This is a genomic window from Burkholderia sp. FL-7-2-10-S1-D7 (genome assembly GCF_001524185.1).
In the GTDB taxonomy this organism is placed as follows: domain Bacteria; phylum Pseudomonadota; class Gammaproteobacteria; order Burkholderiales; family Burkholderiaceae; genus Burkholderia; species Burkholderia diffusa.
The window spans coordinates 19,956-33,990 of the sequence record NZ_LOWY01000014.1 but is presented as its reverse complement, the minus strand read 5'-3'; the positions used below and the strand labels follow the sequence as shown (position 1 = coordinate 33,990).

Sequence of the window (14,035 nt, the reverse complement as noted above, 5' to 3'; positions counted from 1 at the left end):
GATGCGGCGCAAGCATCGGCACTGGCATCGCCCCGAAAGCGCGGCCGGCCGTCGCGGCCGTCGCGCTTTCCTTTTCAGGCCGCTCGTCAGACAATGATCCGACCCCGCCGGCGCCGCATCGGCCCGCGCGCGGCGCAAGCATGCTCCACCCGCACCGATGAAACGCTACGAAACCCTCGCCCACACGATCGCCGACGAAATCCGCCAAGGCAACCTCGCGGTCGGCACGCGCCTGCCGTCGCTGCGGCAGATCATCGCGCAACATGGCGTGAGCCAGTCGACCGTGTTTCGCGCGTATTACCTGCTCGAACAGTGGGGGCTGATCCGCGCGCGCGAACGCTCCGGCTATTACGTCGCGCCGGGTGCGGGCCCGGCGGCGAACCCGCCCGCGAAACGCCGCGCGAGCCGCGCCGGCGCGACGCGCAAGGTCGACATCAGCGATCTCGTGTTCTCGGTGCTCGACGCCGCGACGCAGCCCGGCATCGTGCCGCTCGGCTCCGCCTTCCCGTCGCCGCAGCTGTTTCCGTTGCCGCGCCTCGCGAAATCGCTCGCGCAGGCGACGCGGCTCGTCAGCCCGTGGAGCACGGTCGTCGATCTGCCGCCCGGCAACGAGGCGCTGCGCCAGCAGATCGCGCGCCGCTATCTGGCGACCGGCGTCGCACAGCCCGTCGACGAGATCGTCGTCACGAACGGCGCGCTTGAAGCGCTGAACCTGTGCCTGATGGCCGTCACGCGGCCCGGCGACGTCGTCGCGGTCGAATCGCCCGGCTTCTATGCGGCGCTGCAGGCGATCGAGCGGCTCGACCTGCGCGCGGTCGAGATTCCCGTCGATCCGCGCACGGGCCTCGATCTCGATGCGCTCGCGAACGCGCTCGACCGGCACGACATTCGCGCGTGCTGGTTCATGACCAATTTCCAGAATCCGACCGGTGTCACGCTGTCGCTCGACAAGAAGCGCGCGCTCGTGGAGATGCTTGCCGCGCGCGAGGTGCCGCTGATCGAGGACGACGTGTACGGCGAGCTGCATTTCGGCCCCGACTACCCGCTGCCCGCGCGCGCCTTCGACCGGCACGGCCTCGTGATGCATTGCAGTTCGTTCTCGAAGACGCTCGCGCCCGGCTACCGGATCGGCTGGGCCGCCGCCGGCCGGTTCGCGGAAAAGGTGCAGCGGCTCAAGCTGATGACCACGCTGTCGGCGAGCATTCCCGCGCAGGTCGGCATCGCGAACTATCTGGAGCACGGCGGCTACGATCGTCACCTGCGCAAGCTGCGCGGCGCGCTGCAGACGCAGCTCGTCCGCATGGACGACGCGCTGCGGCGCTGGCTGCCGGACGGCGTCGAGTGGGTGCAACCGGACGGCGGATATTTCCTGTGGCTGTCGTTTCCCGACGCGATCGACGCGATGGAACTGCACCGCCAGGCGATCGCGCGCGGCATCAGCTTCGCGCCGGGGCCGCTGTTCTCGGCCGGGCACGGCTTCGAGCGCTGCGTGCGCGTGAACTTCGGCCATCCGTGGAACCGTGACATCGAACGCGCGATCCGCGTGCTCGGCGAACTGGTCGCCGAGCCGGCGGTACGCAAGGCCGGTTGAGCCCGCACGCAGGCGGCAGCCGACGCACGCACGGGTTACAGTGCACGTCTTTTCGCTCCCTCGACCCATCCCATGAGCGCATTGCCGTATCTCGATCACGCCGCGCTGCTGAGGCTCGCCGCCGAAACCGCTGGCGTCACGCAGCCGTGCACCTGCACGAAGACCCCGCTTACCGGCTGGACAAGCCTGCCGCTGTCGCTACGGGATACGCACCTCGTCGACGTGGCGACGCTCATGGCGCCCGACGACCCCGAGCAGACCTACGCCGAATACCATCCGGAGCGCACGCGTTACGGGTCCGACGACGCGCCGATCGCGCCGCGCCACTTTCCGTACAACCGTTGCAACGTCAGCCGCTGCGTGTCGTGCGGCCGGCTGTATCTGCGCTACCAGGAAGGCGGCGGCTACTTCATCGACCAGCGCATCCGCGCGCTCGATCCGGCGCTGATCGTCGACGCGCACGCATGAACCCGGCGCGGGCATGCGCAACGCATGCCCGGCGCCCCGCGAATCTGCTGTGCCCTTTTCGTCCCGATCTGCTGCTTGTCCCGCCGCCCCGCGTTCCCTACGCTGTCCCCAGTTGCCTGACACCCGTCGCAACGTCCCGTCCCGAGCGGCGCGCGCCCTCCGCGTCACCGCTCCTCTCGCGTATCACGTCATGTACCGATATACCGATTTCGACCGGGCGCTCGTGCTCAGCCGCGCCGCCCAGTTCCGCGACCAGCTCGAACGCTGGCAGCACGGCACGCTGAGCGAGGACGCGTTCCGGCCGTTGCGCCTGCAGAACGGCTGGTACGTGCAGCGCCACGCGCCGATGCTGCGCGTGGCCGTGCCGTACGGCGAACTGTCGAGTGCGCAGCTTCGCGTGCTCGCCCGGATCGCACGCGACTACGACGTGCCCGACGACGTCACCTATCGCGCCGCCTGCGACGCGCAGGCGCTGCTCGGCACGCTGCGCCTGCCGACCCGCAATGCGCACTTCACGACCCGTACCAACGTGCAGTTCAACTGGATTCCGCTCGCGAAGGCGGCCGACGTGATGGACCTGCTCGCGACCGTCGACATGCACGGGATCCAGACGAGCGGTAACTGCATCCGCAACATTTCGTGCGACGAGCGCGCGGGCGTCGCACCGGACGAGATTGCCGATCCGCGGCCGTTCGCGGAGGTGATGCGCCAGTGGACGACGCTGCATCCGGAATTCGCGTTCCTGCCGCGCAAGTTCAAGATCGCGATCACCGGTGCGGCCGAGGACCGCGCAGCAACCGACTGGCACGACGTCGGGCTGAAGCTCGTGCGCAACGACGCGGGCGAACTCGGTTTTCGCGTGAGCGCGGGCGGCGGCATGGGCCGCACGCCGCTGATCGCGACGCTGCTGCGCGCGTTCCTGCCGTGGCAACACGTGATGAACTACATCGAGGCGATCGTCCGCGTCTACAACCGCCACGGACGCCGCGACAACAAGTACAAGGCACGCATCAAGATTCTCGTGAAGAGCGAGGGACAGCGCTACATCGACGACGTCGAGGAAGAGTTCCGCCAGATCGTCGAGCATGACGGCGGCCCGCACACGATCCCGCAGGCCGAGTTCGACCGCATCGCGGCATCGTTCGTGCCGCCGCGGCTGAAGCCGCGTACGCTCGACCTCGACGATGCCGAGGCACGCATGGCCGCCCACGCCAATCGCCATCCGGCCTTCGCGCGCTGGCTCGCGCGCAACGTCGCCGCACATCGCGACCCGGCGCTGCGCATTGTCACGCTGTCGTTCAAGCGTCGCCTGCAGGCGCCCGGTGACGCATCGCCCGAGCAGCTCGACGCGCTCGCCGAACTCGCCGAGCGCTTCTCGGCCGGCGAGGCGCGCGTGACGCACACGCAGAACGTGGTGCTGCCGTGGGTGCATGTCGACGACCTGTTCCTGCTGTGGGAGCATGCGCGCGCGATCGGTCTCGCCAGCGCGAACGTCGGACTCCTGACCGACATGATCGCGTGCCCCGGCGGCGACTTCTGCGCGCTCGCGAACGCGCGCTCGATCCCGATCGCCGACGCGATCGCCGAACGGTTCCAGGATCTCGACATGCAGCACGACGTTGGCGACATCGACCTGCACATCAGCGGCTGCATCAACTCGTGCGGCCACCATCACAGCGGGCACATCGGCATCCTCGGCGTCGACAAGGATGGCGCGGAGTGGTACCAGGTGACGATCGGCGGCTCGGACGGTTCGAGCGCGAGCGGCCCCGCGCGGCCGGGCAAGGTGATCGGCCCGTCGTTCTCGGCGGACGAGATCGTCGATGTCGTGGACGCGCTCGTCAACGTGTATCTCGACGCGCGTCTCGATGCTGACGGCCGCAGCGAACGATTCATCGACACGGTGCGCCGCATCGGCACCGAGCCCTTCAAGGCCGCGGCGAACGACGCACGTCACCAGGCGGAGCACGCATGAACCCGATCGACGAAACAGTGAACCCGAGCACGAACGCACGCATCCGGTTGCTGACGCCGGCCGAACACGCCAACGATACGAACGCGCCCGACACGGCGACGCTCACGACCCTGACCATCGGCAACGACGAGGAACTGCCGCCGCTCGCCGAGCGAATCGCGCAGGCCGCGCGCATCGACCTGCACTTCCCGTCGTTCACCGACGGCCGCGCGTACAGCCAGGCCTATCTGCTGCGCAAACGCTTCGGCTTCGCCGGCGACTTGCGCGCGACGGGCGACGTGCTGATCGATCAGTTACTCCTGATGGAGCGCACCGGGTTTTCGAGCGCGGTGCTCGGCGTCGATGCCGATCTGGCCGCCGCGCGCCGGCAGCTCGACCGGTTCCCGGGCTTCTATCAGCGCGATGCGAGAACGGCAACGCCGCGGCAGGACGCGGCGACGCAGACGGAGCAATGAAAACGGGCGGCCCGCAGGCCGCCCGTCCGATGAACCGCAAGCGCCGCGCCCGCCGCGAAGCGGGCGCCGGCGTTCAGCGCGCCGCCACCGGCTTGCCGAACGCGCCGAGGATCTTCTTCTCGAGCGCGATGTAGTCGTGGCCGAAGTGGTGGTCGCCCCCGGTCTTGATCACGTCGGCGCCGGTAGTCGCGAGCGCCGGACACATCGTGTCCTTCTCTTCCGCACCGTAGAAGCACTGCACGAGCTGCGGCGGCACCTTCGCGATTTCCGGCGCGACCTTCATCGCCTTGTCGCTCGCCGGCATGCCGAGCCAGCCCGTCACGCGGATCTGGAAATCCGCCGCTGGCGCGAAGCCGAGCAGCGACACCACCGCGACCTTGTCGCGCAGGTCGCCCGGCAGCCGGTTGTACGCGAACGGCATCACGTCCGCGCCGAACGAGTAGCCAACCAGCGCCACCCGGTTCGCATGCCAGCGCGCCATGTACGTGCGCATCACGCGCGCCAGGTCGCGGCTCACCTGTGCGGGCGGCTTCTCGCTCCAGAAGTAGCGCAGGCTGTCGATGCCGACCACGGACACGCCGTCGCGCTGCAGCGCCTCGGCGATCGTCTTGTCGAGATCGCGCCAGCCGCCGTCGCCCGAGATCACGATCGCGAGGCGGTCGCTGCCGCCCTTGGCCGGCAGCTCGACGAGCGGCAGGTCCGACACGTCGAGCTCGTCGCTGCTGCTGGTGTCGTGCAGGTGCGACGTGACGAGCGACACGAGCTTCTCGGTGTCGCCGGCCGCGGCGGTTTCGACGAAGCCCGGCATCGCGCGGCGCACGATCGTCGGATCGGGCGGGCACGGCTTGAAGCGCGCATCGAGCTTCGCCGCCGGCGCGACCGACACGACGCCGGCGATGGTGTTCTCCGGCGCCATCGACAGGATCTGCTTCGCGATCGCGCCGCCCTGGCCCACGCCCGCGACGATCGGCGTGTAGTAACGCGCCGATTGCGCGAGGCGTTCGAGCTGGTGGCTGACCGCCTCGGCGTCGCCGTCGAGGTGGTGACAGGTTTCCTGCTTCGCGGCGAGGTTCGCCGCGTAGCGCTCCGAATCCACGCCGACCGTCATCGCGCCCGCCTTCGCGAGTGCGTCGGCCGCCTGCTGGTCGGCGGCGCCCCAGCCGCGCTCACGCGAGAACAGCACGACGAAGCCGCGCAGCGGGCCGCTCGGCTTCGTCACGGTCACGGGGCCGTAACGGCCGCCCGACACGGTTTCCGGTTTCGCCGCCGCCGGCTGCGCCGCGAACGCGGCGCCGGCCAGCATCATTCCCGCGCAGGCGACTGCCGCCTGCGCGATACCCTTCTTGAACATCATGAACGCCGACCTCCAGCCAGCAGGGACAGATCCGCGAGCGTGACGAACACGCCGACCGAGCCCGAGGCCGCGAGATAGCGCGGCTCCCAGTGCGGCTCGAACTTGCTCTTGAATGCACGCAAGCCACGGAAGTTGTAGAAGCGGCCGCCGAAGCGCCAGACCATCAGCCCGAACCGGTGCCACGGCGACGGCATCTTCGCCGCCCCCATCCCCGAGAACGGCGCGATGCCCAGGCTCAGCTTGCGGAACCCCGCTTCCTTCAGGTGCAGCGCGAGCTGCGTAAACAGATACTCCATCGCATACGGCGACGCTTCCGGCAGATGACGCATCACGCCGACCGTCGCCTCGGTGTTGAGGTCGGTCGTCATGAACGTGACGAAGGCGATCGGCTTGTCGGCCTGGCGCACGAGCATCACCGACTGCGTCGCGAGATAGCCCTCGTGGAACGCCGCCACCGAGAAGCTCTTCTCTCGCGCGTCGCGGCTGTCGAGCCAGCCGTCGGAGATGTCGCGCAGCGCCGGCAGCGCGGCCGGCACGTCGCCCGGCGCGATCACCTCGACCGTCAGCGCGTCCTTGTCGCCGCGACGCAGCGCATAGCGCAGGTGCGACCGGTTCGAGCCTTTCAGGTCGAACCGGTCGAGCGCGATGTGCGCTTCCTCGCCGAGCTTCATCAGCGTGAGCCCGGCGTCGAGATACAGCGGCAACGCGTTTGCGCGCACCTGGTAGAACGCCGCACGGCCGCTGTGCGCGTGTGCGAGCGCAATGAACTTGCTGATCAGCGCCGGCCATTCCTCGCGCGGCCCGACCGGGTCGTGGAGCGCGGCCCACGTGCGGCCGTTCTTCGCATACATCAGGAACGCCCGGCGGGACTCCGAGAACAGGAACGACTTGTCGCCCATCAGCGCGAGGCCCGCGTCGCTGCACTCCTGCGAGCGGATGATCCGCTCGGCATCCGACAGATCCTGCTCCGCGGGCTTCACGAAACGGCCCGGCGCCGGGCGCAGCAATTGCCACAGCGCGAACAGCGCGACGAACACGCCGGCCGCGAGCGTCGCGCGCAGCGCACGCGGCGCACGCGCGTCGAACGAGAAATGCGACCACAGCTCGCGTGTGTACGGCACGTCGCGGAACGCGAAGAACAGCACCCACACGGCCAGCATCAGCACCATCGCCACCGACACGAACCAGCTCACCGTGAAGCGCTCGGCGAGCAGCGACGAATGCCGGTTGAAACGGCGGCGGCTGACGAGCAGCAGCACCAGCAGAATGCCGAGCACGCCGGCCTCGACGAACGCGAGGCCCTTCGCCAGCGACAGCGCGAGGCTCGCGAGCGTCAGCGCGAACGTCATCCACCACGCGCCGTCGAGGCGGCGCAGCAGCCCGCGCGCGACGAACAGCAGCGCGACGCCCAGCACGCTGCAGATCACCTGCGAGCCTTCGAGCACCCACAGCGGCACGAGGTGGCGCAGGATCGCGATCCGGTGCCAGAACGCGGGCGTCGCGCTCGAGATCACCAGCATCCCGCCGACCGCGAACGTCACGAGGCTCAGGAACAGCGGCGCCAGTTGCGACACGCGCGCGGCCTGCCGCGACACGAGCCGGCGCCGCAGCGCGCGGCCTTCGAAACCGGCCAGCAGGCCGGCCGACAGCACGAGCGGCGCGCCGAAATAGATCGCGCGATACGCGATCAGCGCGGCGACCATCGCGTGCGGCGGCACTTCGCGACCGAGCGTGAAGACCATCGCGGCTTCGAACACGCCGATCCCGCCCGGCGTATGACCGATCATCCCGAGCAGCAACGCCGCGGCGTAAACAGTAATGAAGGTCGGGAAACCGACCGGCGCGGCCGGCAGCAACACCCAAAGCGTCAGGCCCGCCGCGACGACGTCGAGCACCGCATAGACGACCTGCGCGACGAGATCGCGCCGCGCCGGCACGTCGAACGACAGCCACTTGAAACGCGTGACGACCGGGCGCGCGGTGTTGCCGCACATCACGACCATCGCGGCCAGCACCGCGAGCAGCGCCGCGCCGGTCCAGGTCAGCACGCCGGGCGCGACGTGCAGCATCGCGGCAAGCGCCTCCGGCACGCAGACCATGCCGATCGCCGTCATCCACACCATCGCGAGCGCCAGCGTGCCGCTGGTGAACACCGTCATCCGGCCGATCTGCGCAGGCGTGACGCCCGACACGCCGTACACGCGCGCGCGGACCGCGCCGCCCGTCAGCGCGCCGAAGCCGGTCGCGTTGCCCAGCGCGGAGCCGGCGATCGCGCCGATCCACAGCGCGGCGCGCGGCACCTTCGCGGCGACGTAGCGCAGGCCGACCGCGTCGCGGGCGACGAGCGCGAGATAGCTGAGGGCCGTCGCGGCCAGCGACGCGCCCCACTCGCCGGCGGACATGTGACGCAGCTGGCGGATCACCGACCGGTAGTCGACGGATTCCGACAAGTGCTGGAAGACCACGATCAGCAGCAGGCCGATGCCGAGCGCGAGCAGCGGCGACAGCACACGCTCGTTGCGGATCAACGCCCGGACACGGGCGATCACCGCCGCGGCGCGGCCGGGCGAACCAGAGTGGCGGGAAGACATAGATTGTTCAGTGGTGGTGCATAGCGTGTCGCGGCGCAAGACGGCCAGGCGGCGACGTATCTGGTTGTTCTGCGTGGGCGGTCGGCCGAAGGAAATCGCGGGCGGCGCCTGGATCAGAACTTACGAGTATACGGAATTTATATTACAGAATCTTTCACGTTCGGATTGTGCGGTTCTGTGGCGTCACGCACATCAAAATCGCATCAAAAATCGTGCATCCGACAAACGCAAGGTGCGCATCATACCGGGAACCGGCGGGGTTTTTTCATCGGATGAATGACCAGTGGCGGAATTGGGAAAAATTCTCCCGGCCGGGCTGCACGGACGAGGATGAATTCACGGACCGGTGCGACACCGCGGAAATGGGGACGGGTCCATGTGGCGGGCGCCCGCCGTGTCCCGCGCCGGGAACAGACCGGTCGGCGCCGGCGCCGGCGCCGGCGCCTGTGCTACGCTGCGACGATCGATTCCCGCCTGCGGCCGCCACGCCGCCAGCCGAACGCAAACGGCCTGCCCGCCGCCGCGAAGGAACCCATCCGAATGAAAATGACTTCGCCGAAGAATTTGCCGATTTTCGGCGGCGATACGCCGGAAACCGTGCGGGTGGCCGTCACGCTGCTGACGGGCGCGTGGTGCATCTTCGCGTACCGGGTCGCCATTTTCGAGTCGACCGTCGTTCCGGCGCTACTCGACCGCTTCCCCAGCGGCTCGTTTCACGCCGGGATGGTCCGGATGCTCGCGGCGACCTTCGTCGCGATCGCCGTCGCCCTCGCGCTGCTCGTCGTGCAGATCGCGCGCCGGAAGAACTGGGCGCGCGTCACGATGATCGGGCTGGTCATCGCCACGCTCGCGTTGATGGCCTTTACCGTCGCGCACCGGCCGGTCGATTTCCTGAGCACGGTCTACTGCCTTTTCACGCTGGCGACCTTGCTGTTGCTGTCGCGGTCGAGCCGGCAGTGGTTCGACCGACCGCAACCGGACGAACAGCCCTAACCCGCCCGGCCCGCGTCGCCAGCGTTCAGTACACGTCCCGCATGTAGCGGCGCGCCTTCGAAAGCCGCGCAACGTAGTCGTTCGCGGCTTCGTCCGACATCCCGCCGTGCTCGGCGACCACCGCCTTCAGCGCGGTATCGACGTCCTTCGCCATCCGCGCCGCATCGCCGCACACGTAGAAGTGCGCGCCTTCCTCGAGCCACGCGAACAGTTCGGCGCCCTGCTCGCGCATCCGGTCCTGCACGTAGATCTTGTCGGCCTGGTCGCGCGAGAACGCGAGGTCGAGCCGCGTCAGGAAGCCGCTTTCGTGCATCGCGCCCAGTTCGTCGCCGTAGTAGAAGTCGGTCTGCGCGTGCTGCTCGCCGAAGAACAGCCAGTTTCGGCCGCGTGCGCCACGTGCTTGCCGCTCGTGCAGGAAGCCGCGGAACGGTGCGACGCCGGTGCCGGGACCGACCATCACGATCGGCACGTCGCCGTTCACCGGCGGCCGGAAATGCGCGGACTTCTGCACGAACACGGGCACGCGGCCGTCGTCCGCGCGATCGGCGAGGAACGTCGACGCAACGCCTTTGCGCGCACGCCGGCCGTTGTGATAGCGCACGGCCGACACGGTCAGGTGGATCTCGCCCGGGTGCGCGCTCGGGCTCGACGCGATCGAATAGAGGCGCGGCTGCATGCGCTTCAGCATCCCGACCAGCTCCGTGCCCGACAGATCGACCGGGAACTCGTGCAGCACGTCCGCGAGCTGTTGCCCCCACAACCATTGCTTCAGGTCGGCTTTGCGATCGTCGCCGAGCAGCGCCTTCAGTGCGCCGTTCGCGCTGCGCGACGCGATGAACGCGAGCGTGTCGGGGTGCGGGCGCGTGATGTCGAAGTAGCGCGCCAGCGCATCGCCGAGGCGCACGTCGCCGACGCCCGCCACCGACACGGGGGCATCGGCCTTCAGCGCGGTGACGGACAGCAGTTCGTCGACCAGCTCCGGGCAGTTGGTCGGCCACACGCCGAGCGCGTCGCCGGTTTCGTATTCGAGGTTCGCGCCTTCGGTCGACAAAGACACATAGCGTGTGTCCTTCGCCGCGCCCGGGCGATTGAGCCGCAGGTTCGCGACGAGCTTCGACGGCGCCGGATGCGCCTTCGACGGCAGCAGTCCCGACGCGCTCATTCCGCCGGACGGCACCGCGTGCAGCGCGGCGTCGGCCTCCTTGATCCGCGCGACGACGCGTTCGAGCCACTGGTCGGCGTCGCGCTGGAATTCGACGTCGCAATCGACGCGCGCGCAAAGACGCGCCGCGCCGAGTTCCGCGAGCCGCGCGTCGAGCCGGCGGCCATGGCCGCAAAACTGGTCGTAGTTGCGATCGCCGAACGCGAGCACCGCGAAGTACACGCCGTCGAGGCGCGCGGCGCTGCCGGCCTGCAACGCTTCCCAGAACTCACTGCCGTTGTCGGGCGCGTCGCCGTCGCCGAACGTGCTCGTCATCAGCAGCACGTATTGCGCGCCAGCGAGCGACGCCACCGGATAGTCGGACATGCACGCGGTGCGTATCTCGAAGCCGGCGTTCATCAGCTGCGTCGCGTAATCCTCGGTCAGCGATTCGATGTTGCCGGTCTGCGATGCCCACAGCAGCACGACCTTCGGCCGCGTGCGCACGATCCGCACACCGCCGGTCGCGCCGGCATCGGCCGGCAGCGCGGGCGCCGCGGCACCCGGCAAGCTCGCCGGCAGCGAGCGGCTGAACAGCCCCGCCAGCATCCCGTCGAGCCAGAACCGCACCGGCGGCGTGAGCGGCGCGCTGGCCGGCAGCACCGGCACGCTGCCCTCGCGCCGCCCCGCGCTCGCCTTCAAACCGCTGACGAGGCCAGCCACATACAGCCGTTCGGTCTCGGTCAACGGCGGCGGCGCGAGGTCGGCCACGCCGAGCGCGGCCGCGAATGTGTCGATGTCTGCCATGTCGGATTCCTGTGAAGCCGTCGCCTGCACCGGCGCCGGCGCGGGCCGCGCGTCGTCGACGCCTGCGTCGGGTTGCGCCGTCTGGTCGTCGGCGGCCGCGAACGCATCGGTCTCGACGCGCCGCAACGCGACCGCGCAGTATTTCAGTTCGGGTTGCTGCGATTCGGGATCGATCGCGTCGTTCGTCACCGCGTTGATGCACAGGTCGTCGCCGTACACGTCGCTCCAGTGCATCGGCGCGAAGCAGTTGCCGCGCCGCACGCGCTCGGTCACGACGGCCGGCAGCACCGCGCGGCCGCGCGCCGAGCGGATCTCGACGCTGTCCTTCGCGGCAATGCCGAGCGCGCTCGCATCGTCCGGGTGCAGCTCGACGAACGGGCGCGGGTTGAGCTTGTTCAGCATCGCGACCTTGCCCGTCTTCGTCATCGTGTGCCATTGATGCTGCAGCCGCCCGGTGTTCAGCACGATCGGGAACGCGTCGCCGAGCAGCTCGGCCGGATCGACGTGCGGCCGCGCGAAGAAGCGCGCCTTGCCCGACGGCGTCGGGAACGCGACGCGCGGCGCGTCGTGCCCGCCGGCCGCCGGACGCGGCGTCTGGCTCACGCCGTCGTTCAGGTAGCGGATCGGGTGCCGCTCGCGCGCGGTGCCCGGCGCGACCGGCCATTGCACCGGGCCTTCGCGCAGCGCCGCATGGCTCGCGCCGCGCAGGTCGTAGCCGGTCGCCGGATTCGAGAAGCGAACGATCTCGTCGAACACGTCGGCCGCCGACGCATAGTCGAACGCGTCGCCGAAGCCCATCGCGCGCGCGACTTCCGCGACGATGCGCCAGTCGGGCAGCGCGTCGCCGGGCGGCGCGATCGCGGCGCGCATCAGCGTCATGTTGCGCTCGGAGTTGACCATCACGCCGTCGCCCTCGGCCCACAGCGCGCCGGGCAGCAGGATGTCCGCGTAGCGGTTGGTCTCGGTATCGAGGAAGGCATCCTGCGCGATCACGAGCTCGGCGGCCTGCAGCCCGGCGATCACGTTCTGCCGGTTCGGCACGGTCGCGACCGGGTTCGTGCAGATGATCCAGCATGCCTTGATGTCGCCGGCCGCCATCCGCGAGAACAGGTCGACCGTGCCCTGCCCCGTCTCCTTGCGCAGCGTGCCGGCCGGCACACGCCACAGGTGCTCGACGAAGCGCCGGTCGTCGTCCGACGCCACCGTGCGCTGGCCCGGCAGCCCGGCGCCCATGTAGCCCATCTCGCGCCCGCCCATCGCGTTCGGCTGGCCGGTCAGCGAGAACGGCCCGCTGCCGGTGCGGCAGATCTTGCCCGTCGCGAGATGCAGGTTGCAGATCGCGTTGGTGTTCCACACGCCGTGCGTGCTCTGGTTGAGCCCCATCGTCCAGCAGCTCATCCATTCCTGCGCGTCGCCGATCCATTGCGCGGCCGTGCGGAGGTCGGCTTCCGCGAGCCCGGTGATGTCCGCGACACGCTCGGGCGTGTAGTCGGCTAGGAACGCGGGCATCGCGTCCCAGCCTTCGGTGTACGCATTGATGAACGCGGCGTCGGTGCGGCCGTTCGCGTGCAGCAGGTGCAGCAATCCGTTGGTCAGCGCGAGATCGGTGCCGGGCCGGATCTGCAGGAACAGGTCGGCCTTGTCGGCCGTGCCGGTGCGGCGCGGATCGACGACGATCAGCTTCGCGCCGGCCTTCACGCGATCCATCATCCGCAGGAACAGGATCGGATGGCAGTCGGCCATGTTCGCGCCGATCACGAAGAACAGGTTCGCGCGATCGAAATCCTGGTACGACCCGGGCGGGCCGTCCGCGCCGAGCGACTGCTTGTAGCCGGTGCTCGCGCTCGCCATGCAGAGGCGCGAGTTCGACTCGATGTTGTTGGTCCCGACGAAGCCCTTCGCGAGCTTGTTGACGAGGTATTGCGCCTCGATCGACATCTGCCCCGACACGTAGAACGACAGCGCATCGGGCCCGTGCGCGTCGAGCACCGCGCGCAGCCGCCGCGCGGTCTCGGCGATCGCGTCGCGCGCCGGCAACGGCACGAGGTCGTCCTCGCGCGCGCGCCGCACGAACGCGCGGTCGAGCCGCCCCGAACGGCGCAGCGCGACGTGCGCCGACGAGCCCTTCGTGCACAGCCGCCCGAAGTTGGTCGGATGGTCGGCGTCGCCGGATACCTTGACGACTTCGCCTTCCTCGACGTGCAGCACCATCCCGCAGCCGACGCCGCAGTACGGGCACACGCTCTTGACGGGGGTGGCGGTCATGCGCGCTCCGGGGCGATCAGGCTGCGATCCACACGAAACCGTCCTCGACCCGTGACGGATACGCGCTCACCGACTGCTCGGGCGCCTCGAGGCATTCGCCGGTGCGCAGGTCGAAATGCTGCTTGTACAGCGGCGACGCGACGACCACGCGCTCGCCGAGGCTGCCGATCAGCCCGCGCGACATCACGGCCGCCTGCGATACGGGATCGACGTTGTCGATCGCGAACACGCCGCCTGCTTCGGCATGCGCGACGTGAAAGACCGCGACCTGCGCGCCGTTGACGAGTGCACACACGCCGGTGTTCGGCACGATGTCGTCGAGCGGGCACACGCGGGTCCAGGACAGCGGAAGACGATCGTTCATGATGGGCTCCTTGGAAAAGTCGCTGGTGTCG

Annotated in this window: 9 protein-coding genes; 5 read left to right on the top strand and 4 right to left on the bottom strand. The window is 69.4% G+C overall.

The features are described 5' to 3' along the window. The first annotated feature begins 157 nt into the window (after positions 1–157). The 4 genes from WS75_RS04680 to WS75_RS04665 all read left to right on the top strand — a co-directional run bounded on the left by WS75_RS04680 (position 158) and on the right by WS75_RS04665 (position 4,489). On the top strand, positions 158–1,591 hold the full coding sequence (locus WS75_RS04680; protein WP_059679382.1) for an aminotransferase-like domain-containing protein: 1,434 nt from the start codon (positions 158–160) through the stop codon (positions 1,589–1,591). A gap of 72 nt (positions 1,592–1,663) precedes the next feature. After that, positions 1,664–2,059 (top strand): hypothetical protein, encoded by a 396-nt coding sequence (locus WS75_RS04675; RefSeq protein WP_059679381.1) that lies wholly within the window; start codon positions 1,664–1,666, stop codon positions 2,057–2,059. Between the two features lie 190 nt (positions 2,060–2,249). After that, positions 2,250–4,034: a nitrite/sulfite reductase gene (locus WS75_RS04670; RefSeq protein WP_059679380.1), complete on the top strand. Its 1,785-nt coding sequence runs from the start codon at positions 2,250–2,252 to the stop codon at positions 4,032–4,034. Then, the gene (locus tag WS75_RS04665; protein WP_059679379.1) at positions 4,031–4,489 is read left to right on the top strand and encodes a DUF934 domain-containing protein; all 459 of its coding nucleotides are present in this window, start codon (positions 4,031–4,033) and stop codon (positions 4,487–4,489) included. The genes WS75_RS04670 and WS75_RS04665 overlap by 4 nt, the downstream gene beginning before the upstream one ends. A gap of 73 nt (positions 4,490–4,562) precedes the next feature. Here WS75_RS04665 and WS75_RS04660 read toward each other — a convergent pair whose 3' ends face one another. Further along, entirely contained in the window at positions 4,563–5,843 is a 1,281-nt protein-coding gene (locus WS75_RS04660; protein ID WP_059679378.1) for a virulence factor family protein, read from the bottom strand. After that, the gene (gene mprF / locus WS75_RS04655; protein ID WP_059679377.1) at positions 5,840–8,434 is read right to left on the bottom strand and encodes a bifunctional lysylphosphatidylglycerol flippase/synthetase MprF; all 2,595 of its coding nucleotides are present in this window, start codon (positions 8,432–8,434) and stop codon (positions 5,840–5,842) included. Before mprF ends, WS75_RS04660 begins: the two co-directional genes overlap by 4 nt. A gap of 378 nt (positions 8,435–8,812) precedes the next feature. Here mprF and WS75_RS04650 point away from each other — a divergent pair, with 378 nt between their 5' ends. Beyond that, positions 8,813–9,427, top strand: a complete 615-nt coding sequence (locus WS75_RS04650) for a hypothetical protein (protein ID WP_156429709.1) — start codon at positions 8,813–8,815, stop codon at positions 9,425–9,427. A 25-nt stretch (positions 9,428–9,452) separates the two neighbouring features. Here the strand turns inward: WS75_RS04650 and WS75_RS04645 are convergent, their stop codons facing one another. Next, the gene (locus WS75_RS04645; protein WP_059679375.1) at positions 9,453–13,640 is read right to left on the bottom strand and encodes a bifunctional nitrate reductase/sulfite reductase flavoprotein subunit alpha; all 4,188 of its coding nucleotides are present in this window, start codon (positions 13,638–13,640) and stop codon (positions 9,453–9,455) included. A gap of 16 nt (positions 13,641–13,656) precedes the next feature. Then, the gene (gene nirD, locus WS75_RS04640; protein ID WP_059679374.1) at positions 13,657–14,004 is read right to left on the bottom strand and encodes a nitrite reductase small subunit NirD; all 348 of its coding nucleotides are present in this window, start codon (positions 14,002–14,004) and stop codon (positions 13,657–13,659) included. Between the last annotated feature and the right edge of the window lie 31 nt (positions 14,005–14,035).

Excerpts from the sequence above, each read along its gene's own strand:
- WS75_RS04680 (WP_059679382.1), top strand. The coding sequence starts at position 158 with ATGAAACGCTACGAAACCCTCGCCCACACGATCGCCGACGAAATCCGC.
- WS75_RS04675 (WP_059679381.1), top strand. The coding sequence starts at position 1,664 with ATGAGCGCATTGCCGTATCTCGATCACGCCGCGCTGCTGAGGCTCGCC.
- WS75_RS04670 (WP_059679380.1), top strand. The coding sequence starts at position 2,250 with ATGTACCGATATACCGATTTCGACCGGGCGCTCGTGCTCAGCCGCGCC.
- WS75_RS04665 (WP_059679379.1), top strand. The coding sequence starts at position 4,031 with ATGAACCCGATCGACGAAACAGTGAACCCGAGCACGAACGCACGCATC.
- WS75_RS04660 (WP_059679378.1), bottom strand. The coding sequence starts at position 5,843 with ATGATGTTCAAGAAGGGTATCGCGCAGGCGGCAGTCGCCTGCGCGGGA.
- mprF (WP_059679377.1), bottom strand. The coding sequence starts at position 8,434 with ATGTCTTCCCGCCACTCTGGTTCGCCCGGCCGCGCCGCGGCGGTGATC.
- WS75_RS04645 (WP_059679375.1), bottom strand. The coding sequence starts at position 13,640 with ATGACCGCCACCCCCGTCAAGAGCGTGTGCCCGTACTGCGGCGTCGGC.
- nirD (WP_059679374.1), bottom strand. The coding sequence starts at position 14,004 with ATGAACGATCGTCTTCCGCTGTCCTGGACCCGCGTGTGCCCGCTCGAC.